The organism is Nocardiopsis sp. CA-288880 (assembly GCF_050955985.1).
Lineage (GTDB): Bacteria > Actinomycetota > Actinomycetes > Streptosporangiales > Streptosporangiaceae > Nocardiopsis > Nocardiopsis tropica.
Genome location: NZ_CP192105.1, coordinates 801051 through 824183 on the forward strand (window position 1 = coordinate 801051; position 23133 = coordinate 824183).

Below are 23133 nucleotides of genomic sequence, written 5' to 3' on the forward strand. Positions count from 1 at the left end.
ATTCATCACCCGGCGGCGGCCGGGGGCCTCAGGCGGGGCGGTCCCAGGCGCTGCCGGTGCTGTGGCGCGCGGTGTAGCGGCCCCTCTCCCCGCCGGGGAGCGCCGGGACGGGCGCGGGTTCGCCGTCGTGCCGGGCGGTCCGCGCACCGCGGCGCGGCTCGGAGTCGTCGACGCCGAGCATCAGCAGGAGGCTGCACACCAGGAGGAAGACGAACAGGCCCACGACCAGGGGCAGGAGCAGTTCCGGGGCGGTCGAGCCCGGTACCGCGCCCGGGTTCTGGACGTCGTCCACGGTGACGTGCACGCCGAACATGCCGGTGTAGTGCATGGAGGTCACCGCGACGCCCATCACCAGGGAGGCGAGCAGGATCGAGGCGACGCCCCTGAGCCGCTGGGTGAACCACAGGGCCGCGGTCGCGGCGAGCAGGGCGACGGCGCCGGCCAGACCCACGAACAGCGGGTCGTGCCCGAGGTGGCCGTGCATGTTGATGGACGCCATGCCCAGGTAGTGCATGGCGACGATCCCGCTCCCGGCGATGGCGCCGCCCGCCAGGAGCCACCCCGTCCCGCGGCGGATGACCGTCAGGTACTGGGCCAGCCCCATGGCCAGCACCGCGAGGAGGCCGCTGGCGACGGTGAGGGTCGCGTCGTAGCGGATCGCCAGGCCCGGGACGTGGAACCCGAGCATGGCGATGAAGTGCATCGACCACACGGCGGTGCCGCCGAGGCAGAGGGCGCTGAACACCAGCCAGGTGCCGCGGCCGGCCCCGCGGGCGTTCCGGGCGCGGGCGGCGAACATGAGGCCGACGAAGGAGCCGATGACCGACACCGCGTAGGCGACCGCGGGGGTCAGGGCCCCGTGGGTGAAGTGCTCGACCATGGCCTGCGGCTCCGGGGGTGTGGGGAGGGAGTCCTGTTCAGGCCAATCCTAGGGAGGCCGGGGCCGGTCGGGGGCGGGTTCGGGCCGCACCGTGCGATCACAATGGGCGGTCGCGGCGCAAGGGTCCTTGGTCCTGAGGGCATGTGGCGGACGGTAGCCGCGGTCTCTGTGACGCCAAACACGCCGGGGAGGCCGTTCCGGGCGCGCCCGCCGCCTACCAGGCCCGCCGTCCGGCCGCCTCCCGAGCGCCTTCCCGGTCCGCCTCCCAGGACCGCTGTCCCGGCTCGCCTCCTGGCCGACTCACAGGCCCGCTGCCCCGCCGTCCCGTGCCCGCCGTCCCGTGCCCGCCGTCCGGCCGTCGTCCCGTGCCCGCGGCGGGTGCGGGCGCCGGGACCGTCCACGGGAGCGTGGCAGCCGGGGACGGGGCCCCGCGCCGGCTAGGCGCGCAGGCCGCCGAAGGCGATCCGGGCGAGGGTGTCGGCGACCTCCTCCGAGGCCAGGCCCCGGTCCGGCTTGTACCACTCCACCAGCGAGTTGACCATGCCGAACAGCAGGCGGGCGGCGACCGCCGGGTCGACGTCGCTGCGGATGTCGCCGTCGACGATCCCCTCGCGCACCAGGTCGGCGATCAGGTGGTCGAACTCGCGGCGCCGCTCCAGCGCGCGCTTCTCCACCTCCGTGTTTCCGCGCACGCGCAACAGGAGGGTCACGTGGGGCAGCTCCTCCACCAGGACGCGGACGCTGCCGCGCAGCACGTGGTCGAGCCGGTCGATGGCCGGGCCGGTCGTCGAGCCCTCCTCGCGGGTGACCGCGAACAGGGCGTCCATCGCCAGGTCCAGGGAGCGGCGCAGCAGTTCGGTCTTGCCGGTGACGTGGTGGTAGATCGCCGACTTGGTCACGCCCAGGGCGCGCGCCAGGTCCTCCATGCTCGTGCCGTCGTACCCGCGCTCGTTGAACACGCGCGCGGCGACGCGCAGGACGGAGTCGGCATCGTGGCCGGGGCGGCCGGAGCGCCGCCGGCCCGCCCCGCGGCGGGAGGGCGCTGGTTCGGGAGGGGAAGTTCGGGACACGGTTGTCGAATCTACCTGGTGGAGGGCGCGGGTGCGCGGGTCCGGCCGGGAGCGCCCCCGTGTCCGGCGGTCCGCGCGAGGACGCGGCGACCCGCCGAACGGCCGGTCGGTCACGGCGGGCGGACGCCGCCCACGACTGCGGCGGCCCGTGCGGCCCGAGGCCTCCCACGACTGCGGCGGCCCGTGCGGCCCGGGGCCTCCGCCGACGGGTTCCGCCCGCCGCCCGGGGGAGACACGCTTGGCCCAAGGATTGCCCCGGCGGGATTGTCCGCCGCTCCGACCAGGCGTAGCTTCGGCCTCATCGTCACAGGTACGGGCGGTACCGCGCCCGCGCCCACCCGACCCTGAGCGAGGCAGCATGGCGATCGTCCAGAAAGCCGCCCCACGGAGGGCGACGATCACCGAGGGCCACGACGCGGACCGCAGGCGGCAGAGGCTCGACCGGGGCAACACCCGGTGGCGCACCTTCGGCTCCGTCCATCCGCGCCAGGGCTCCGGCCGCAGGCGCGAACTGCTCGAACACCAGGCGCCCCGGGTGTCCGTCCTGTCCTGCGCCGACTCCCGCGTGCCCCCCGAGATGGTCTTCGACCAGGGGCTCGGCGACATGTTCACGACCCGGTCGGCGGGCCAGGTGCTGGACTCGTCGGTGCTCGGCACGCTCGTCTACGGGGTGGACGCGTTCGACACGGAGCTCCTGGTCGTGCTGGGCCACGACTCGTGCGGGGCCGTGAAGGCGGCCGTCGAGGCCCACCGGACGGGCGAACTGCCGCCGGGGAACCTCGGCTACCTCGTGGGGCAGGTCCTGGAGGTCGTGGAGACGGTGCCGGAGCAGGAGACGGAGAAGGCCTTCCTCGACGCCTGCGTGCGGGCCAACGCCCGCGCCGTCGCCGAGCAGCTGCGGCACGAGCCCGGCCTCCGGGAGGCGGTCGCGGCCGGGCGCATGAAGGTCGAACCCGCGCGCTACGACCTCAGGCGCTCCCGCGTGGAGTGGCTGGACGACGCGTCCGGGAGCGGAGGGGGAGAAGGGGGGATCCCGGCGCCGAGAGCCCGGACCGGGTGAAGGCGCAGGCGGACCAGGACGGGCGAACGGCCGCACGGAGAATTCCGGGCGGCCGTTCGCCCGTTCGAATTGGGGCGGTTGTGATTGTCGTTGTCTGAGTGGCGTTCTGTGGCGCAAGGGGTTCGTTAAAGAGGTTGGAGAGGTTGGCGGCTTAAGGGTAATTTGGTCCTCGTTTGGCGGCATTGGTCTCTAATGTCGCTAGTCGAGAAGGGAAACCCCCATGGCCATCACCCGTCGCGGCGCCTTACGCGCATCCCTCATCGGCGGAGTCGGGGCAGCGGTCGCCACCGCAGCCTCCACCTCCGCCTGGGCGGTCCCCATGCCCTCGCCCTCCCCCGGCCCCCAGGACGCGGCCTCGGCCCTCCAGCTCCTCAAGGAGGGCAACCACCGCTGGAAGCGCATCGCCTCCCGCCACCCCAACGAGGGGGCGGCCCGCAGGGCGGAGATGGCGCTCGGGCAGGACCCGTTCGCCGTCGTCCTCGGATGCGCCGACTCCAGGGTCGCCCCGGAACTGGTCTTCGACCGGGGGCTCGGCGACCTCTTCACCATCCGGTCCGCCGGCCAGGTCCTGGACTCCTCCGTCCTCGGCAGCATCAGCTACGCGGCCGAGCACCTGGCGGTCCCGCTCATCGTCGTCCTCGGCCACGCCTCCTGCGGAGCGGTCGGCGCGGCCGTGGAGGCGCACCGCACCGGGCAGATCCCGCACGGCCACGTCGGCTACCTCGTGGAGCAGATCCTGCCGGTCGTGGAGTCCACGCCGGACGACGGGGGCGACTTCGTGGACGCCTGCGTGCGGGCCAACGCGGTGCACATCACCGGCCTGCTCCGCCAGGACGCCGACCTGCGCGACCTGGTCGACACGGGCCGCCTGGACATCGTCCCCGCCCGGTACGACCTGGAGACCTCGAAGGTGTCCTGGCTCTGAGGCCGCGTGCGTCCGTTCCGGGGCGTAGGGCCTGAAAGCCGCACATGACAAAAAAGGTGATCGACCGGATTCTTCCGGTCGATCACTGTCGTTCTTGACTCTGGGAGACACGTTCCTCCTCAAGGGATTTACGGCGGTAAATGACTCCCAGGGCCTCCTATCAGGCAAAACAAAACACATGACGCAAAAACCTGCAGATTCGCGAGAATAGCCTTATTCTCGTGGTGTCCGCAAAGGACTGCCTGATTCACAGCGGGCCGGTCGCCGAACGGCCCCTTTCTCGCAAAGGACCGCCGTGCGCGCCTTCGACCAGCAGATGCGGGAGATGCTCCAGACCCCGGGAGTACGCAGTGTCGGCCTCGTCGACTGGCGGGGCGGCCGCACCCTGGCGCGCGTCGGCGCGGACGACCGCTCGGACGACGCAGAGGCGATCCTGAGGGCCGTCCACGGCGGTCCGCTGTGGGCCGTCGGGGACCTGGAGGACATGGTCGTCACCGGGACCGACCGCTGCCTGCTGCTCGCCGTGCTCGACGACCCCGACCTGTGCCTCCAGGTGTGGATGGCGCGGGACGAGGGCAACCTCGGCTACGCCCTGCGGCGCCTGAGGCGGCTCGCCCGCACGGTCGCGGTGCCTTCGCCGCCCCGCCCCCGGCAGGGCGGCGACCTGCCTCCCCGCCGCGGCGGCGACCCCGCCCGTCCCCCCGCCCGGGCCGCCGTGTCCGTGGACCGCCGGGTCCTGGAACGGGTCCTCACCGCGCTCCGCACCCTGTCCGCCGACCGTCCCCGGCCGGACGTGGGGGTCGCATGACCCCAGGATCCCCGCCCCGGCGGGGCGTACAGGGGCCCCGCCGGTGGATGGCCGACCTGAAGGCCCGGCGCCGACCTACACCCAGGAGAGAGAAGGACATGCCGAACATCGAATCCGGTCTCAAGGAAATGATGCAGATCGAGGGGGCCATCGGCGCCGCCGTCGTCGACTACAGCAGCGGAATGGCGCTGGGCACCCTCTCGTCCACGAACACCCTCGACCTCACCGTCGCCGCGGCGGGCAACACCGAGGTGGTCCGCGCGAAGATGCGGACCATGGACCAGCTGGGCCTCAACGACGCGATCGAGGACATCCTCATCACCCTGTCCGGCCAGTACCACGTCATCCGGCCGCTCACCAGCCGCAAGGGGCAGGGCCTCTTCCTGTACCTGGCGCTGGACCGCGCCCGTGGCAACCTCGCCCTGGCCAGACACCGGCTCAAGGGCATCGAGGGGGATCTGGAGGTCTGAGCATTCCCAGGGGCCGAGGCGATGGGGGAGAATGCCGGTGTCAACCCCCCGACGCCGCAGGGAGCCCGGTATGTTCCGGATCGTGATCAGCCGCCTCACCCACGACGGACTGCACGTCACCCCAGAGCAGCACAGGACGGCCATGTCCGTCGACGAGGCGGTCCTGGCCGTACGGCAGCACCTGCCCACCGCCGACACCGGCGCCCTGCGCAGCGACGCCGTGCAGACCTCCGTCAACCGGGTCAACGACTTCCGGCGCGACGTCCGCACCGGTGACGGCGACCGCTTCCGCGTGGTCATCGCCCCCATGATGTGACCGGGCCCGCCGCGGCCCCCGGCGGCGGGGCCGCCCCTCCCCGGGAGGATGCGGGGAGGGACGGCCCCGGGCCCGGCGCGGGTGCGGCCGGGCGGTCCCGTCAGTCCGAGCCGAAGGCCGAGTCGAAGGACGACTCCGGCGGGTCGTAGGCGTTGGAGCGGACGAAGTCGACCGCCTCCGCCGCCCCGACCAGGCGGTCCATGCCCGCGTCCTCCCACTCCACCGAGATCGGACCCTCGTAGCCGATCGCGTTCAGCGTGCGGAAGCAGTCCTCCCAGGGGACGTCCCCGTGCCCGGTCGACACGAAGTCCCAGCCCCGGCGGGGGTCGCCCCACGGCAGGTGGGAGCCGAGCCGGCCGTTGCGGCCGTTGCCCGTGCGCCTGCGGGTGTCCTTGCAGTCCACGTGGTAGATCCGGTCGCGGAAGTCCCAGAGGAACCCGGCCGGGTCGATGTCCTGCCACACCATGTGGCTGGGGTCCCAGTTCAGGCCGAACGCGGGCCGGTGGCCGACGGCCTCCAGGGCCTTGTGGGTGGACCAGTAGTCGTAGGCGATCTCGGAGGGGTGCACCTCGTGCGCGAACCGCACCCCCACCTCGTCGAACACGTCCAGGACGGGGTTCCACCGGTCGGCGAAGTCCCGGTAGCCGGCCTCGATGACGTCCTCGCCCACCGGCGGGAACATCGCCACGTACTTCCAGATCGCCGAACCGGTGAAGCCCACGACCGTGGACACGCCGAGCCTCGCGGCGGCGCGGGCGGTCGTCTTCATCTCCTCGGCGGCCCTTCGCCGCACGCCCTCCGGGTCCCCGTCGCCCCACACGCGGGAGGGCAGGATGTCCCGGTGCCGGTGGTCGATGGGGTCGTCGCAGACCGCCTGTCCTAGCAGGTGGTTGGAGATCGCCCACAGGCCCAGGCCGTGGCGCTTGAGCACGTCGAGCCTGTCGCGCACGTAGTCGTCGTCCACGGCGGCCCGCGTGACGTCGAGGTGGTCGCCCCAGCAGGCGACCTCCAGGCCGTCGTAGCCCCACGAGGAGGCCAGGGAGCACACCTCCTCGAAGGGCAGGTCGGCCCACTGGCCGGTGAAAAGGGTGACTGGTCGCGGCATGTTCGCTGTCTCCGTGGTCGGGGGGTCGTCGGTGGGTTGCGGGTCAGTGGTCGTCGCCGTGCCCGTCCGCGGGCGCGGGGTCCCCGCCGCCCTCCTCGGCTCCGTCGGGTCGGAGCGCTCCGGGGACGTCGGGCAGGTACAGGTGGACGTGCTCCCCGCCGGCCTCCAGGCTCAGCAGGTCGAGCTGGGTGGCGGCGGCCGACCAGGAGACGACCGCCTCGTTGCGCAGGTCCATGGCGATGTGCAGCACGTCCATGCGCAGCTCCTCGTCCTCGGCCTGCGCCGCCTGGGCGTAGGTCTCCACCGCCATGGACAGGAGGCGGACGGACGAGGTCAGCCCGGTGTGGGCGACGCTGTGGGAGGACGCGTCGGAGGGCGGGTCGCCGAAGTGCCCGGCGGCCTCCTGGACGCCGGTCCGCCAGGAGTTGACGGTCGCGGCGTCGGTCGTGTCCAGCGGCGGGTGCGATCCGTCGGTGGGCAGGAACTCCTCCATGTCCTCCACGATCGGTGTCAGGCCCTCCACGGCCATGCGGGTGTGCTCGACGAGGTCGTCGACCGGTGCGGCGGAGGCCTCCCCGGCGGGGGCGGCGGCGGAGCCGGCGCCGTCACGGCCGAGGAAGACCACGGAGGCGGCGACGAGCACGCCGACCAGGACGAGCGAGCAGGCCGTCAGCCACCATGTGGCGGCCGTGGCGGGGGCTGCCCCGTCCTGCGTCTCGGGCACCGTGTCGGAGGGGGGTTTGCGTGTGGACATCGTGACGTCTCCTCGGGAAGAGTGGAGCCGCCCGACTTCAGATGGCGCTTTCCGGTGAGCGCGGCACCGAGCGGGGGTGAGGGATTCCGGCCCGGCCCGGGCGCCGCGGTCCGTGGTGCGGTCACGGCCGCGAGCGGTTCGCTCCGACGCACGGCGTCTCCCTTCATGAGGTCAGTGAACGCAGGTGGGCCAGGCCGTCGACGGCGATCGCGTCCTGCGACGCCGCCAGGGGTCGCCAGACGGAGGCCGCCGTGGCGATGCTGGCATTGTCCGCCGTGAACGATTCGATGACCAGGGGGCCGTCGTAACCCGCCGCGTCCAGCGAGGCCAGGATGCCGCGCCAGTCCAGGTGGTCGGCCCCAGGCGCGCCCCGGTCGTTCGCGCACACCTGCACGTGCTTGATCCGCCCGGCGGCACGGCCGATCGCCGCCGCCACGTCCTGCTCCTCGATGTTCATGTGGTAGACGTCCAGGGCCAGGCCGCAGTGCTCGGCCGGCAGGTCCGCGAGCACCGCCATCCCCTGGTCGACCGTGTTGATCAGGCTCGTCTCGTACCGGTTGAGCGGCTCGACCGCCACACAGACCCCCGTGGCCGAGGCGTGTCCGACCACGGGGGCGAGCCCCTCGACCAGTTCCGCACCGGTCCGCCGGCGCTCGTCCGGGGACAGCCTCCATGTGCGGCCGACCGAGGCGTAGGCCGGGCCGGCGACGACGGGGGAGCCGACCGTCGCCGCCGCGTCCACGACCCGCTTGAGGTAGTCCTGCGTGGCCGAGCGGGTGGCCGGGTCGGTCGCGACGAGCTCCCGCCCCGGTCCCATGACCAGCACGACGGTGGCGCCGAGCCCCAGCCCGTCCAGCAGCGCCCGTGCGCGCCGGGGGTCCCAGTCGCCGACCTGTTCGACCGGGAGCTCGATCACGTCGAACCCCCACTCCGCCACGCGGGGGGCGATCCGCTCCAGCCCGGCGTCGGTCAGGGGCGACGTCCACACCCAGGTGTTGACCCCCAGCGCGCGCATCTACCGGTCCGTCCAGGCCTCGGGGAAGCCCGGCAGGTCCTCGCCGCCGAACTTCGCGTAGTGCAGCGACGGCATGTCGGCGTTGCGCTCCAGGTACTCGGGCAGCTCGTCCTGGGTGATGGGCGCCTGCGGGAGGATCCACTCCGAGGGGACCTCCTCGCCGGCGAGGATCATGCTCGCGGCGAGGACCGGCGTACGCCACTGGAAGTTGGAGTAGACCGGCGCGATGGCGGTGAGGCCCTCCTCGTCCCACTTGCGCATGAAGCTCAGCTCGTCCTCGCCCGCGATCACCGGGTAGGGCTGGCCCGCGTCCTCGAAGGCCTCCAGGCCGGCGACGGCCCCGTCGCCCGCGTCCATCCAGATGCCGTCGATCTCGCCGCGCTGGAGGTGCTGGGAGACCAGGTCCTTGATCCTGGCCCCGTCGCCCTCGGTGAACTCGTCGGCGACCACGTTGAGCTCGCTGGCGCCGAAGATCTCCTGGGCGGCGGCCCAGCGGTGCTCGAGGACGTCGACGCCGGGCAGGATGCGCAGCGCGAGCACGTTCGAGCCGGGCTCCAGGTTGTCGACCAGGAACTCCGCGGCGTCCGCCCCGTAGGCGTAGCCGCCGATGGGGTGGATGAACGTGACCATGCAGTCGGAGTTCACCCCGCGGTCGAAGACCACGACCGGGACACCGCTCTCGCACGCGGTCTCCACCGCCGGGGTCAGGGTGGCGGTGGTGGACGGCGAGATGATGATGGCGTCGCAGTCCCCGGAGTCCACGAACGCCTGGATGTCGGAGATCTGCTGGTTGTCGTCGTCCGCGGCGTCGGACACCCGGAAGTCACCGATGGCGCCCTCCTCCTGGAGGGCCTCCACCTGCTGTTCCATGGTGATGAAGCCGGTGACCCGCCACGGGTTGGACACCGAGGCGTTGGAGAAGCACAGGGTGGCGTCCTCGGGGGAGTCGTGGGCGAACTCGGAGGTGTCGATCCACTCCGGCTCGATCGCCTGCATCCACGGCTCGTCCTCGGGACCCTCCGGGGTGATCTCGCGCTGGGCGAGCTGGGCGTCGTACTCGGCCCGGTCGAACCACTCCTCGCTGGGGGCGAGCTCGCTGCCGCCCTCCTCGCCGGCGGCGCCGTCCTCCGGGGCGTCGGTCGTACACGCCGTGAGCATCAGTGTCAGGCCGGCGGCGCCGGCGAGCAGCACGCGGGGGACGCGCATGGTTACCTCCTGGAAGTGCCGAGCGGCCGCTCGGTCGGATGGTCCGGTCGCCGTCGCAGGCGCTCCGGCAGTCGAAGGTCGCCCCGGCGGGCCGCATAGGCCACCGCGGCGATGATGATGACTCCCTGCACCGTCGGCTGGATGGTCGAGGGCAGGTAGAGCTGGTTGAACAGGGTGAACAGCGCCTCCACGGTGACGGCGCCCAGGACGGCGGCGACCACCGTGCCGCGGCCTCCGCCCAGGACCACGCCGCCCAGGACGACGGCGGTGATGGCGGTGAACTCCAGGCCCTGCCCGACCTGCGCCGTGACCCCGGCGTACCCGCCGATGAGGATCGCGGCGACGGTGGCCAGGAGGGAGGAGCCGACGAAGGCCAGCGTGCGCACCCGCCACACCCGCACCCCGGAGAACGCCGCGGCGACGTCGTTGTCGCCGGTCGCGATGAGGGAGCGGCCGTAGGGCGAGCGCATCAGGAGCACCCCGGCGACGGCGGTGACGGCCGCGATCACCAGTGCCCACGGGAGCTGGCCGAGGAAGGGCAGGCCCTCGACGCCGCCCCGGCCGGGGACGCGGAAGGCCTCCGACAGGGCGCCGGTGGGCGCACCCCCGGTCCAGTACCGGACGGCCCCGAACAGGATGAGCATCGTGCCCAGGGTGGCGATGATCGAGGGCACCCTCAGCAGGGTCGTGACGAGGCCGTTGACCAGGCCGACCAGCAGGCCGAAGGCCAGCATCACGCCGATCACCGGCAGGGTCAGGGCCTCCTCCCCGTCGATGAGGCGGGCCGCGATCACCACCTGGGCCCCGACCAGCGAGCCGACCGAGAGGTCGAACTCGCCGGAGACGATCACGAGGTACTGGCCGATCGCGAGGATCACCAGCGGCGCGGCCTTCTTGGCGAACGCCATCAGCGGCGGGCCCTCGAAGAACGACGGGTTCTGGGTGGCGATGACCGCGAAGATCAGCGCCAGCAGCAGGGCGACGGTCGGGGCGCCTCCCCGGCCCAGCGCCGCGAGCGCGCCCGGGACGCGTCCGCGGGGTGCGGGGGGTGCGGTCGTGGGCGCGGTCATCTGCGGCCTCCCAGGGGTTCCGGTTCGGGTCGGGGCCCGGGATCGGGGGCGGGCGGCGGCGGGGCGCCGCCGGAGGGGAAGCGGACCCGGACGGCGGCGCGCGAGTGCCTGCCCCGGGCGTAGACGGCGACGGCGGCGATGACGATCACGCCGCGCATCACGTCCTTGACGAACGGGTCGACGCCCAGGACGTTGAACACCGTGTCGAGCGTGGCGAGGATGAACACCCCGGCGATCGTCCCGGCCACGCCTCCCCGCCCGCCGAGCAGGTAGGTGCCGCCCAGGACGACCGCGGCGATGGCCTCCAGCTCGTAGCCGTTGCCGTAGACGGTGGCGCTGCCGGTGCCGAACCTGGCGGCCAGCAGCAGGCCCGCCACCCCGGCGGTGACGGAGCACAGCACGTGCGCGGTGACGGTGGGGATCCCGGCGCGGACGCCGGAGAGCCGCGCGACCTCGGCGTCGCCGCCGACCGCGTACATGTGGTAGCCCGTGCGGGTGCGGTGCAGGAACAGCACGGCGGCCGCGGCGAGGCCCAGCATGACGAGGGTGGAGACCGGCAGGACGCCGATCCGCGTGTAGCCGAAGGTCTGGAAGGCGGCGGGGATCGCCCCGGCGGGGCCCTGGAAGTTGGTGTCCAGGTAGCCCTTGATGATCAGCCCCATCCCCAGCGTGGTGATGAACGGGTTGACCCGCAGCCGGGTGACGACGAGGCCGTTGGCCAGGCCGATCAGCGCGGCCAGGCCCAGGGCCGCCCCGACGCCGAGCAGGATCCGGGAGGGGTCGCCGGCCATGGTGGTCGCCGCGACCACCGTGGAGAGCGCGGCGACGTAGCCGACCGACAGGTCGAGGGACCGGCACAGGATGACGAGGGTCTGGCCGATGGCCAGGAACCCGAGCAGGCTGCTGCGGGTGAACAGGTCGACCGTGTTGGCGGTGGTGAACAGGTTGCCGCCGCGCGTGGCGACGTAGACGGCGCTCGCCGCGAGCAGCAGCACCAGGGCCAGGTAGACCGGGCCCGTGGTGCCGAGCCGGGACCACAGGCCCCGGACGGAGGTGGTGGCGCGTGTCACGGTGCGGCCTCCTCGTGCCGTGCGGGGGAGCCGCCGCCGTTGTCGGGGCCGGGCCCGCTGTCGGTGTGGCGCGCGGCGCCGGGGGGAGGGCCGGAGCCGCGGTCGGGGTCGGGGCGGGGGCCGGGGCCGGCGGCACGGTCGGAACCGCCGCCGGAGGGGGGACCGGCCGCGGCGCCGCCGGAGCGCGGGGCCGCGGCGCGGGGGTCCCCGGGGGCCGGGGCGTCCGCCCGCGGGTCGCCGTGGGAACCGGTGGCCATGGCCATCACGGCCTCCTCGTCCGAGCCCCCGGGGAGCTCGCCCGCGATCCGGCCGTCCGCCAGGACGACCAGCCGGTCGGACATCCCGATCAGCTCGGGGAGTTCGGAGGAGATCAGCACGATCGCCGCCCCGGACGCCGCGAGCTCGCGCATCAGCCGGTAGACGGCCTGCTTGGCGCCCACGTCGATGCCGCGGGTGGGCTCGTCGAGGACGACCACGCCGGGTTCGGTGGCCAGCCACTTGGCCAGGACCACCTTCTGCTGGTTGCCCCCCGACAGGTACCGGACCTCCTGGTCGTTGCCGCCGCGCGTCACCAGCTCCAGGGAGGAGAGGATGCCGGGCAGCCGCCGGACCCGGCGGGCCGACCCGAACGGCAGGACCGCGTCCAGGACGAGGCGGCCGTTGGCGGTGACGGACTGGTTCAGCGCCAGTCCCTGCGCCTTGCGGTCCTCGGTCACCAGGACCAGCCCGGCGCGCACCGCCCGGCGCGGGGAGCGGGGATCGATCCGCCTGCCGTCCACGGCGACCTCGCCGCGGGTGAAGCGGGCGATGCCGAACAGGGCGTGCGCGACCTCGGTGCGGCCGCTGCCCTGGAGGCCCCCGAGCCCCAGGATCTCCCCGCCGCGCACCTCGAACCCGATCCCGTCCAGCTGGCTGTTGCCCCCGCCCCTGACCGAGAGCCTGACCTCGCCGACGCGGTCGCCGCGGGGCTCCAGGCGCTCGGGGAAGACCGACGACACCGGTCGGCCGACCATCCGGCGCACCAGCTCCGCGGGCCCGATCCCCTCCGCCGGGACCGTCTCCACCAGGTCGCCGTCCTTGAGGACGGTGATGGTGGCGGCCAGGTCGAAGATCTCCTTCATGCGGTGCGACACGTAGAGGACCGCCACGCCGCGCTCGCGCAGGCGGCCGATGATCCGGTACAGGACCTCCACCTCGTGGTCGGCCAGCGCCGCCGTCGGCTCGTCCATCGAGATGATGCGCGCGTCGTGCGACAGCGCCTTGACGATCTCCACGATCTGCTGCTCGGCCACCGACAGGGACCGCACCCTGGTCCAGGGGGCGATGCCCTCCAGGTCGAGGTCGGCGAGCAGCGCGGCGGTGGCCCGCTCCATGGCGCGGCCGTCCACGAGGCCCCGGCGGCGCGGCTCGCGGCCGAGGAACACGTTCTCGGCGACGGTGCGCTCGGGGAGGAGGTTGAACTCCTGGAAGACCGTGGCCACCCCGGCGCGCTGGGCCTGCACGGGGTGCTCGAAGGAGACGCGGGAGCCGGCCAGCTCGACGGTGCCCGAGTCCGCCCGGTGCACCCCGGCCAGCACCTTCATCAGGGTGGACTTGCCGGCGCCGTTCTCCCCGACGAGGGCGTGCACCTCCCCCGGGTACAGGTCCAGGTCGATGCCGTGCAGCACGCGCACGCCCAGGAACGACTTGGTGATCCCCCGCATCCGCAGGAGGGGTTCCGCGGGGGGAGGGGGAGCGGGGGAGGCGGAGCCGGGCGGCGGGGAGGCGGTCATACCGCGTCCACCTCCGGGACGTCGACCCAGCGGCGCTCCCGCGCGGAGGCCATGACGGCCTCGGCGATGACGGCGGCGCGCAGGCCGTCGGCGAACACGGGAAGGCCCTCCGGGGCCTGCCCCGCGATGGCCGCGCCCGTGTCGCGGACGAGCGCGTTGAAGCAGTCCTGGTAGCCCTGGGGGTGGCCGACCGGGACGGTGACCAGGCGGGCGGCGTCGGCGCTCAGCGCCGGGTCGTCGCGGGTGATGGTCCCCGTGCGGCCGCGGCTGCCCGCCCAGAGGGTCTCCGGCCGCTCCTGGTCGAAGGCCAGGGAGCCCTCGGTGCCGGAGACCTCCAGCACCAGCTGGTTCTTGCGGCCGGGGGAGACCTGGCTGATCACCGCGCTGCCGATGGTGCCGCCGACCGTGGAGAACTGGAAGGACACCAGGTCCTCGGTGGCGACGGGGCGGCCGTCCCGGGTGTCGTTGACGCGGGAGGTCTGGGCGCACACGGTCGCGATGCGGTCGCCGGTGACGAACTCCAGCATGTCGCACCAGTGCGAACCGATGTCGCCGAAGGCCCTGGTGGGCCCGCCGATCTCCGGGTCGACCCGCCAGTTGTCCTCCTCGGGGTAGAGGAGCCAGTCCTGGAGGTAGCCGCCGTGGGCGAGGCTGACGCGGCCGATCGACCCGGAGGCGACCAGGGCGCGGGCCTCGCGGGCCATGGGGTGGAAGCGGTAGGTGAAGGGCACCACGGCGACCCGGTCGGCCTCCCGCGCGGCGGCCACGAGGCCCCTCGCGGTGTCGGCGTCGGTGGCGAGGGGCTTCTCGCAGACGACGTGCTTCCCGGCGGCGAGGGCCGCCAGGCTCAGCGGGGCGTGGAGGTGGTTGGGGGTGCAGACGTGGACGACGTCCACGTCCTCGCGGTGGATGAGTTCGAGGGCGTCGGCGTGCGCGCGGGCGATGCCGTTGGCGAGCCGGAACCCCTCCGCCTTGGCCGGCGAGGAGCCCGCGACCCCGACGACCTCGCCGCCGGCGGCACGGACGGCGTGGGAGTGGACCCGGCCCATGAAGCCGGTGCCGATCACCGCGGCGCGGTAGGCGTTGGGCGCGGTCGGACCGGAGTCGACTGCTTCACCCAGGCTTGTGACCTTTCTCACTGACATGCGGCGAACAGTACGCCCGACTTATGTCGATCGTCAAGCAGAAGTTGACTGACGTGGGAACATTAGAGTCGGTCCGGGGGGACCTGGGCCCTGTGCTTCACTGTTCGCATGACGGAAGACGCGCTCACTGACCCGGGGGACCACGGCGTGACGGACCTGCGTGCCACTGCCGCCCCGACCGCCGCACCCGGTGCGGGAACCCTGCTCCGGCTCCTGCGGGACGGCCGGCCGCGCACCCGCTCGGAGCTGGCGTCGGTGACCGGCCTGGCCCGCTCGACCGTCACCCAGCGCGTGGACGCCCTGCTCGCCAGCGGGCTCATCGGCCCCGCGGGCGAGGCCGTCTCGACCGGCGGCCGGCCCCCGACGACCTTCTCGTTCCGACCCGGGGCCCGCGTCGTCCTCGCCGCCGACCTCGGCGCCACCCACGCCCGCCTCGCGCTCACGGACATGTCGGGGACCGTGCTGGCCGAGGAGCGCGCCGACCTGGACATAGCGCTGGGGCCCGAGACCGTCCTGGACTGGGTCGTCGGCAACGGCAGGGACCTGCTCGAGGGGGCGGGCCGCGGGGTCGGCGAACTCCTCGGCCTGGGGATCGGCCTGCCCGGCCCCGTCCAGCACTCCACCGGGCGCGCCGTCAACCCGCCGATCATGCCCGGCTGGGACAACTTCGACGTGCCCGGCCACGTGCGCGGCCGGCTCGACGTGCCGGTCCTGGTGGACAACGACGTCAACATCATGGCGATCGGCGAGCACCACACCGCCTGGCCGGACGCCAGCCACCTCATGTTCGTCAAGGTCGCCACCGGCATCGGCTGCGGCATCGTCAGCGAGGGCAGCGTCTACCGGGGCGCCCAGGGGGCCGCCGGGGACATGGGGCACATCCACGTGCCCAGCGGCGGCGACAAGCCCTGCCGCTGCGGCAACACCGGCTGCCTGGAGGCCGTCGCCAGCGGCGCGGCCCTGGCCGCCGCGCTCACCGGGGCGGGCGTCCCGGCATCGGGGGCCCGCGACGTCGTGGAGCTCTCCCGCAACGGGTCGGTCCCCGCCCTGCGTGCCCTGCGCCAGGCCGGGCGCGACATCGGGGAGGTCCTCGCCGCCTCCGTCAACATGTTCAACCCGTCGGTCATCGTGATCGGCGGCGCGCTCGCCCTCGCGGGCGACCACCTCCTCGCCGGGGTCCGCGAGATCATCTACCAGCGCTCACTGCCCCTGGCCACCGAGCACCTGAGCATCGTCTCCTCCCGCGCCGGGGAGGGCGCGGGCGTGGTCGGCGCGGCCGTCATGGTCATCGAGCACTGCCTGAGCCCCCGCCACGCCGACACCCTCGTCAACGGCTGACCGGAGGCCCGGCTTCGGGACGGCGCGGGGCGTCGGGCTCGAACCCGTTCCGCTTCCGTCAAGAGCCCGGTCGGAGGTCAGCGGTGGGGCGGCTGTGCCGCGCGATCCGGCCAACCTTTTTTCGTCTATCTCCTGGAGTGTTTTTTCGTCAAGGGAGGCCAGGGGTTTCTTTGTTGCGGCTTTTTCGACGTTTCCAAGGCGAAAGGAAACGCCATCGACTTCAATGAAACCAGTAGAGTCTCGGTTGACCATCCCTCCCCTCGTGTACATGAGGAGGAGCGGAATGAAGGGGTCGGGGATCTTGGTTGTGTCGAGCCCGTGGTCCTTCAGTGCGGCGAAGTGAAGCGACCACTTGACCGTGTGCAGCACAAAGTAGGTTCCTGCCCCTGACATGCTTTCGACGACTTCGTCAACAAGGGGCTCGGGGGCGCGAATGTCAGGGTGGATGCGGTCTGCGATGTCGTAGAAGGGCCAGGGGCCCGTCCGGAGTTCCAGGGCCCAGAGTGCCGATCGCCTAAGGTACTCCTGGACAAGGCGAGCCTGTGATCTTCTTTCTGTACCCGCATTTTCCCATTGGATGAGCTTGATCTGCTCGGCGCGCTTCTCGAGACCTCTCATTCCGATCGAAGGCTTTCGAAAATGTGCACTCGAAATATTCGGGCTTGCTGAGTCTGCATGGTGCTTGTTTCGACCTTCTTCTCTGGCGTCCGGTTCTCGTGGCTCTTGGTCTGATGGAGATATTATTGTTTCCCTGTTCAAAGCCAGGGAGCGGGGTGTTCCTCTCCCGTTTCCGGGGACCGCAGGAGCGTTCTCGGCTCGAACCTCTCCTGCCTGACGATGTTGCACTGATCGTCCAGTTCACGGTGGATGATCCTGTTGCCCAGGGTGTCATAGATCGTCTCCGACAACAGACGGCCTTCTTCGTCCCACTCATGCCAAGGTCCTACGGCCCCGTGAGGATGGCGGCGCAGCCCCTGCGTCACCAGCCGACCCGATGCTGACCACTTCAGCACAGGCCCGTGCTCGAAGCCATCGACCACCGTGTAGGTCTCACTCCTGCCGTCAGTCTCTTGGTGAAAAGCCCGTCCGGTGAAATTCTCGCCGTGCAGAAGGAGCGCCTGGTTTTCGGGGGAAATTTCCAGCCCTTCAACCGAGACAGCCTCGGAGAACCTTCCGGACTGTGCATCCTGAGGTGCAACGACGGGTGGAGTGCGAAGCCAGGGGGCGGATGCCTCGGATCCCCTTCCTGTGATGTTCCTTGAAATGCAGTCACTTCCCTCCACCAGGGCTCCCGAGGACTCCCAGCGCCTGTCAATGTGAACGACGCCCTCCTCGTCTTTTATGGTTTCAGAAATCAGATTTCCGTCCACATCCCAGTCGTAGGAGGCTCCCAGGAGGCGTCCGATGCGCGTCCTATTGCCGCAGCTGACAAGAAATCCTACCTTTGTCAGGATGTAGTCCGGCCCGTTCGCCTTTCCTGAAATGAATAGCTGAAATGAAGAGTATCCGTCCTCCTTCTCCAGGGAGTATCCCGTGAACGGAGCCCCGTCGTACTCTGCGGACCACTCGTCAGGGAACTCGAGGGCCTCGAAATCGACAACAATCACTCTACTTCTCTGTTTCGCATTCCGGAGGGATGAGGTTGGGGTTGTTCGAGTGGTGGTTCATTCGCCCGGAGAAGGGTGTGTCAAATTTGCTCGTTTCGCCAAGAGGGGCCTGTTCATCTGTTTCGGTACGGTCCGTCTTGGGAGTCCTGTCGGAATCGGAATTTCTTGTGTCAGATTCCGCGGCCTCGCCCTCCTCCTGATGGGTGGCGCGATCCTGATCCACGTCTCTCTCAGGGATGGGTGCTGGCATATCCGGGGAATTGACCTGGGAGGCATGGGGAGCGGGAGCATCCGGGGAAACCGGCTTCTTCGCTGCCCCTCCGCTGGCTCGATGAAGGGCTTCCTACCGTTCCCGACGTCGGGAGTGGTGTCGTCGTCGGAGCCGTTTCTCGAGCCGGTGGGTTTGTCGCCGTCCATGTTGGTGGCGACGGGGTTCCGGTCCTGCGCAGACGCGCCACGGCTGCTCTCGGCACCTTCCTGCGGGCGGTGCGGAGGACTATGATCACCGATTTCAGCCAGATTCACCGTCCGGGCGGGGGTGACACGGGGACGTCGCGTTCGGCGGTCAGGGTGTCGTCGCCCCGTCCGCCCACACCGGCGGGGACCCGGTCGCCGGCGCCCTCGTCAACGGCTGACGGGAGGCCCGGCCGACGCGGGGCGGGTCGCACCCGGGGTCGGTCCGGAGACGCCCGCAGCCGGTACGGGGGATCGTTCGGACGGTCGGGAGGAAATCTGGCCAGGTCCGGCCAAGAGCCTGGTCGGAGGTCAGCGGTGGGGCGGCTGTGCAGCGCGATCTTGCTAGGTGAGCCGAGCTGAGAACGGTGTTCGCGGAAAGAGACTTGCCGAAGTCCTCAGCCCCCGCGGGAAGAATTTGCTTCGTCAACCTTTTCGCGTAGCCAGTCCGGCATGAATTCCTCACTGCGCGGGAAGAGTTTCACCTCTCGGAGGTATTCGCGGAGATCTGCATCGAAAAGGAAATCAGGAGGGTTGTCGTAGTCTAATACTGACCTGTACCTTCCCGTGTTCCACAGTTTCAACTTCAAGGAGAACCATGTCCCCTCGTTCTCCTTGTACATTCCTGCTCGTAGTTTCATGCATTTCATTCCCGATTCGAGTGGAAGTTCTGTGCGGACTATCTCTCCGTTCTCCTTTTCGACTTCGATGAGCTCGTTGGCGTAGCGGCCCATGATACTCACATGGTAGATAGCGGCCCTCCACTCCTCGGGAAAAAAAGCGGGGAGGGCGGATGCGATTTCATTTATCGCATGCTGCTCTTCGAGTGGCCCCATGTGGCCTTTTTTGATGCCGTACATAATTTAGGGCTCGCTTGAACAATTGTCTTTCAGGTGGGGAACTCGCCGTACCAGCTGCGCTGGACGAGGTGCTTGGGCAGGTACCCGGACTCGACCTCGAGCCGGAAGTCGGGGTCCTGTTCTGCTGTGTCGTAGGCCAGGCACGCCATGGCCAGGAGGCCGAGGGGGACCACGCCCTCGATGTCCTCGGCCCGTTCTGCGTCGGCCGTGTAGTAATCACCGTGCAGTGCCAGACCTTGGGCCAGGGCTTCGTTGAACTTGGCGCTGTCACGCTCCACCAGGCGGAGGAAGGCGTTCATGGGGGGGAAGACAAGTTTGTCGAGGCTCTCCGTGTCGCCGAAGTCGACCCGTTCGGGGGTGGACAGTTCCATGGCGGCCATGAGTTCTTCTCCCAGGCCAGGACGGTTAAGGACGAAATTCTGGAGAGCGGAGATCCAGTGGTAGGTGAAGGGGTTGTACCGGGTGCCCTTTCTCTCGCCTGCTTCGCGAAGCAGGTCGACCGGTATCTCGCACAGTTCCCGGTAGCGCTTCTGGTCGCGGCACACCACGGCGAGGAAGAAGGCAGTCGTCCAATTGCTCGCATTTGTAGAGGTCTTGGGGCCGGTCGCCCTGGTCTGCCGAAGCCTATGGTTGACCATCAGCTCGAGTTCGGTGTCTCTAGGGTTGGTTTGCACTGCGAACAGGGCGTGGTGCATCTGCATGTCGGCGGTCCAGGTTTCCCAGGTCTCCAGGAGTGAGACCTCGGGGTCGACCGCGGTACTGAACATCACGTCGATGTGCAAGGTTCCCACCATGACGTCGACACCTGATGGTTTCGACTCGAGGAACAAAGAATACTTCTCACGTGTTGCTTTGCTTCTTTCCCGATGGCCTGGATCTGTTCGATGGGATAGATCGTGGCTGGGGATGTGCACGGTCATTCTTCTTCCTCTCGGATGTCAAAGAATCTCATAGAATTCCCCCTGTATTTCCCGGATTTATCTGGATCGCCCTTCGCTTCTACATAGTGGAGTTTTTCCGGGCTCTCGATCATCATGTCCTGGATCTCCAGGGCGAGCTCTAGCTCCTCGCCTCCTCGTTTGATCATTCTCTTCAGGATATCGTTGAAGTACTCCCGTGTCCCCTGTTGGACCCGCTTGGGTCCGTCGGCAGTTTTGATGGTTCGTTCGTTGAGACCGGTGTCGAGGCTGCTCTTGGCCTCCACGATAACGAGCCCGCCGTCGGCGGTTCGCCAGATCTGGTCGAACTGGTGGTTGCCGTTCTTGGGGGCGTTATCGCTGACTGGAATGGGGTTCGGCCTTCCGGGCTTGCTTTCTGCCAGTTCCGGAAGAGTGCCCCGCCACGTGGTGGTGACCGCCTTGCCCTCGGAGTCCTTGACAGGTTTCCCGTCTGGATTCCTCAAGGGTTCTTCAAAAGTTACCTCGGATCCGTTGAAGGTGTCTCTCACCGCCTGTTCGGCGGACTTGTCGCCGAACCTCTCAGTGAGGCGGGTCCTCATCCTCCCCATGGGCTTCCGGATTTCACGAGCCCTTGCGAGGTCCTGGTTGACGGAACTTGAAGGGGTGTTCGCATACTTCGCCTTGAGTCCCTGGACGATCCTGTTCAGAGGGTTGTAAGCATCCAGGGAAATTTGACGGAGATTGGCAAACCTGTCCAGGTTCCGAAGGACTTGGATCGTTATGCCTGCTCGGGTGCCCTTAATCTCTCCAGGGAGATAGAAGGGAGGCTCGGGCGGAGGAAGGGCGTCCCTGGCGATCCATGGATCACCTGTGTCGGCCCTTGTGAGACTGGGGATGGGCTGCCCATTGATGCTGAGACCCTCCCTGTACCTGTGGCCGAGGGTGTTGTAGAAGGCCCTTTCCAGGAGCGCTCCGTACTTCTTGTCGTTGACGAGGTCGACGAAGTTGTCCCTGAAGTCGGTACCGGTGCCGAGGTCCATGGTGCCGAGGATCTCGCGGGCCCTCGCCTGTGCCTCCTCCCGTGTCTTGGGTACGGGAAGTGGCTCTTCCTGCCGACCATCCGGCCCATTATCAGCGGAGGACGAGCGTGAATCGGCATCACTGCTGCCGTCGCTGCCGTCGCTGCCGTCGCGTTGGAGATCGGGGGAGTCGGGGCCGGAGGCCGGGCGGGCGGACACACCGTCGTGCCCGTCGTTGTGCGTCCTGGAACCCGAGGACGCCCCGTCCGTGTCGCTCCTGCCGCTCGGGTCCAGGGGGTACGTCCGGGCATCGATACGGGTGCTGTCCCGGTCCTCGCCGGAAGGGGTGCCTCTGGGCGGGTCGCCGCCGTCGGCGCTGTTGCGGACGTCCGGGTTCCGGTCCCGCATGTCGGCCCCGTGCCGGTCGTTCGGCACGTCGCGCCGGTTCTCGGGGCCGTCCCCGTGCCGGTTCCGCGCATCCTGGTCGGCACGCGGGTCCCGTTCTCCGACCCGGTCGCCGTCGGATCCGCGCCCGGTGCTGTCGGTCAGATTCACCGTCCGGTCAGGGGGCGACACGGGGGCGTCGCGCTCGGCGGTCAGGGTGTCGTCGCCCCGTCCGCCCACACCGGCGGGGACCCGGTCGCCGGCGCCCTCGGGGCCGTCGAAGAGCTCGGCCGCGGTCCAGTGACCCTCCTCGGAGCCCCTGGGGCCGTTCGGGTCGGTCCGGGACTCCCGTGCGACCTCCTGGATCCGCTGCCGGTTGTCCCGATCGGCCGCGCGGTCGACCTCGGCCAGCTCCGGCTGCTCCACGATGTCGAAGAACGCCTCGCTGTCGGCCAGCTGCTGGGCGGTGGGATCGACCGGCCGGGCCGGGTCCTGCCCGTCGCGGTCGTTCCGCGGCTGCGCGGGGCGTCCGGCCCCTCCCGATCCCCCGGGACGGCCGCCGGACTCAGAGGGCTCCCCGCCGCTGTCGGAGGCGGACGCCCACCGGTCCAGATGGGTCTGGAGCTCCGTCCACTGCCCCGGGCTGTAGTCGCCCCGGTCGAAGGAGCTCATGTCCAGGCTCGCGATCGGTGAGTGCACGCCCCCGTAGTTCGGGACCCCGGCGGGCAGGTCCAGGTCCACGTCCGTGCCCGAACCAGAGTCCGAGCCGCCGCCGCGTCCGCCCATCCCGTCGACGATGGCCATACCGCGCCAGGCCATCAGCGGCACGCCCACGACCGCGCCCACGCCCGTCGCGGTCAGGGCGGCGCCGCCGACCATCGCGACGATGTTGAGCGCGGCGGTGCCGATGACGTACCCGGGGCGCTCGCCCCACTCCTCCCAGGGCACCACCGAGTGGGCCAGGTCCTTCCACGCCGAGCCGAGCGCGTCCCCGCCGGCCCAGCCCCAGCTGTCGGACTCGCCGTCGTACATGCCCACCAGGGAGGCCACGGACTGGACGTTGCCCTCGTGGTACTCCCACAGGGCGTCGCCCCAGGACGCCTGGAACCACCCCTCGGAGCTGTGCATGCCCAGCATCGCCCCGGTGCCCTCGACCGCTCCGACCCCGAAGTCCCACACGGCGTCGCCGACGTCGGTCCACCAGTGCTGGTCGACCTCGGCCGGGGTGCCCCACTCCATGGGAACGTCGGAGAGGTCGGTGCTGATGCCGTGCACGTACTCGTCCGCCGCCGGTCCGTCCGCGCCGACTTCCGACCCCTCGACGAACCTGGTCCGCCCGTCGATTCCGATATTGATCTTGTTCGCGCAGGTGCGCTCGGCCTCGTGGTACTCGGCGATCAGGCCCTGGGCCTCGGTGACCAGGTCGGCGTTCTTCTGGACGTTGTCGCTCTCACCGCCGAAGAGGGTGTCGGCCTTGGTCCAGTCCTCGTCTCCCTCGATCTCCCTCAGGAAGGCGTTGGACCGGGCTGTGAGCCCTCCCCACCGCCGTTTGATGTCGCGGACGCTCTCCGCGAACTCCTCGACGGCCCCGGCCACCCGGTCCGTGGCCATCTCGATGACGATGCCGCTGCTGTTGACCGGTCCCAGCACGCTGTAGAGCGTTTCGGCCTCGGGGGCGGAGTACCAGGTGGACAGGCCCGACCAGGAGGACGTGATGGCCGCGCCCGTCTCGGCCATCCTGCCCCCGGCTGCGCGCAGTGTGCGGGCCAGTTCCTCCAGGTCGGTGGGCACGGCTTCGGGTACGGGGAAGTCCCCCGGGCTGATCTTGCCGTCGCAGTCGGTCAGGATGACGGTGTCGAACACGCTGCTGGCTCCCGATGGGGGTGGGGGCGGGGGGCTCTGGCGGG

General features: G+C 70.4%; 20 protein-coding genes. 6 read left to right on the forward strand and 14 right to left on the reverse strand.

The features are described from left to right. Positions 1 to 28: 28 nt before the first annotated feature. On the reverse strand, positions 29 to 880 hold the full coding sequence (locus ACQPYD_RS03625; RefSeq protein ID WP_433699767.1) for an MHYT domain-containing protein: 852 nt from the start codon (positions 878 to 880) through the stop codon (positions 29 to 31). 437 nt (positions 881 to 1317) lie between these two features. Beyond that, entirely contained in the window at positions 1318 to 1950 is a 633-nt protein-coding gene (locus ACQPYD_RS03630; RefSeq protein ID WP_433699768.1) for a TetR/AcrR family transcriptional regulator, read from the reverse strand. A 358-nt stretch (positions 1951 to 2308) separates the two neighbouring features. On the opposite strand from ACQPYD_RS03630, the gene ACQPYD_RS03635 reads away from it, so the two are divergent. From ACQPYD_RS03635 to ACQPYD_RS03655, 5 genes are all read left to right on the forward strand, one after another. Continuing rightward, positions 2309 to 3010, forward strand: coding sequence for a carbonic anhydrase (locus tag ACQPYD_RS03635; protein ID WP_330156697.1), 702 nt, complete (start codon positions 2309 to 2311; stop codon positions 3008 to 3010). A 220-nt stretch (positions 3011 to 3230) separates the two neighbouring features. Beyond that, positions 3231 to 3935: a carbonic anhydrase gene (locus tag ACQPYD_RS03640; protein WP_433699769.1), complete on the forward strand. Its 705-nt coding sequence runs from the start codon at positions 3231 to 3233 to the stop codon at positions 3933 to 3935. Positions 3936 to 4230: 295 nt separating this feature from the next. Continuing rightward, positions 4231 to 4743 carry a hypothetical protein gene (locus ACQPYD_RS03645; protein ID WP_433699770.1) on the forward strand — a complete coding sequence of 171 codons (513 nt, stop codon included), beginning with the start codon at positions 4231 to 4233 and terminating at the stop codon, positions 4741 to 4743. 98 nt (positions 4744 to 4841) lie between these two features. Next, on the forward strand, positions 4842 to 5213 hold the full coding sequence (locus ACQPYD_RS03650; protein WP_433699771.1) for a hypothetical protein: 372 nt from the start codon (positions 4842 to 4844) through the stop codon (positions 5211 to 5213). 70 nt (positions 5214 to 5283) lie between these two features. Beyond that, complete coding sequence (locus tag ACQPYD_RS03655) at positions 5284 to 5529, forward strand: hypothetical protein (RefSeq protein WP_330156694.1); 246 nt, start codon at positions 5284 to 5286, stop codon at positions 5527 to 5529. A gap of 100 nt (positions 5530 to 5629) precedes the next feature. Here ACQPYD_RS03655 and ACQPYD_RS03660 read toward each other — a convergent pair whose 3' ends face one another. From ACQPYD_RS03660 to ACQPYD_RS03695, 8 genes are all read right to left on the reverse strand, one after another. Next, a complete protein-coding gene (locus tag ACQPYD_RS03660) occupies positions 5630 to 6634 on the reverse strand; it encodes a sugar phosphate isomerase/epimerase family protein (RefSeq protein WP_330156693.1) in 1005 nt (334 codons plus the stop codon). 43 nt (positions 6635 to 6677) lie between these two features. After that, positions 6678 to 7388, reverse strand: a complete 711-nt coding sequence (locus tag ACQPYD_RS03665; RefSeq protein WP_433699772.1) for a hypothetical protein — start codon at positions 7386 to 7388, stop codon at positions 6678 to 6680. Positions 7389 to 7551: 163 nt separating this feature from the next. After that, positions 7552 to 8403, reverse strand: coding sequence for a sugar phosphate isomerase/epimerase family protein (locus ACQPYD_RS03670; protein WP_433699773.1), 852 nt, complete (start codon positions 8401 to 8403; stop codon positions 7552 to 7554). After that, entirely contained in the window at positions 8404 to 9609 is a 1206-nt protein-coding gene (locus tag ACQPYD_RS03675; protein WP_433699774.1) for a substrate-binding domain-containing protein, read from the reverse strand. A gap of 2 nt (positions 9610 to 9611) precedes the next feature. Then, entirely contained in the window at positions 9612 to 10679 is a 1068-nt protein-coding gene (locus ACQPYD_RS03680) for an ABC transporter permease (RefSeq protein WP_433699775.1), read from the reverse strand. Next, positions 10676 to 11749 (reverse strand): ABC transporter permease, encoded by a 1074-nt coding sequence (locus tag ACQPYD_RS03685; protein WP_267948057.1) that lies wholly within the window; start codon positions 11747 to 11749, stop codon positions 10676 to 10678. The genes ACQPYD_RS03680 and ACQPYD_RS03685 overlap by 4 nt, the downstream gene beginning before the upstream one ends. Then, on the reverse strand, positions 11746 to 13521 hold the full coding sequence (locus tag ACQPYD_RS03690; RefSeq protein WP_433699776.1) for an ATP-binding cassette domain-containing protein: 1776 nt from the start codon (positions 13519 to 13521) through the stop codon (positions 11746 to 11748). Before ACQPYD_RS03690 ends, ACQPYD_RS03685 begins: the two co-directional genes overlap by 4 nt. Beyond that, complete coding sequence (locus tag ACQPYD_RS03695) at positions 13518 to 14660, reverse strand: Gfo/Idh/MocA family protein (protein WP_433701938.1); 1143 nt, start codon at positions 14658 to 14660, stop codon at positions 13518 to 13520. The genes ACQPYD_RS03690 and ACQPYD_RS03695 overlap by 4 nt, the downstream gene beginning before the upstream one ends. Positions 14661 to 14774: 114 nt before the next feature. On the opposite strand from ACQPYD_RS03695, the gene ACQPYD_RS03700 reads away from it, so the two are divergent. Beyond that, on the forward strand, positions 14775 to 16004 hold the full coding sequence (locus tag ACQPYD_RS03700; protein WP_433699777.1) for an ROK family protein: 1230 nt from the start codon (positions 14775 to 14777) through the stop codon (positions 16002 to 16004). A 755-nt stretch (positions 16005 to 16759) separates the two neighbouring features. On the opposite strand, the gene ACQPYD_RS03705 is transcribed toward ACQPYD_RS03700, so the two are convergent. From ACQPYD_RS03705 to ACQPYD_RS03720, 4 genes are all read right to left on the reverse strand, one after another. Continuing rightward, complete coding sequence (locus tag ACQPYD_RS03705; protein WP_433699778.1) at positions 16760 to 17611, reverse strand: hypothetical protein; 852 nt, start codon at positions 17609 to 17611, stop codon at positions 16760 to 16762. Between the two features lie 851 nt (positions 17612 to 18462). Continuing rightward, positions 18463 to 18900 (reverse strand): hypothetical protein, encoded by a 438-nt coding sequence (locus ACQPYD_RS03710; RefSeq protein WP_433699779.1) that lies wholly within the window; start codon positions 18898 to 18900, stop codon positions 18463 to 18465. A gap of 53 nt (positions 18901 to 18953) precedes the next feature. Next, the gene (locus tag ACQPYD_RS03715) at positions 18954 to 19718 is read right to left on the reverse strand and encodes an immunity 49 family protein (RefSeq protein WP_433699780.1); all 765 of its coding nucleotides are present in this window, start codon (positions 19716 to 19718) and stop codon (positions 18954 to 18956) included. A 122-nt stretch (positions 19719 to 19840) separates the two neighbouring features. Next, on the reverse strand, positions 19841 to 23089 hold the full coding sequence (locus tag ACQPYD_RS03720) for a hypothetical protein (protein ID WP_433699781.1): 3249 nt from the start codon (positions 23087 to 23089) through the stop codon (positions 19841 to 19843). Positions 23090 to 23133: the final 44 nt, after the last annotated feature.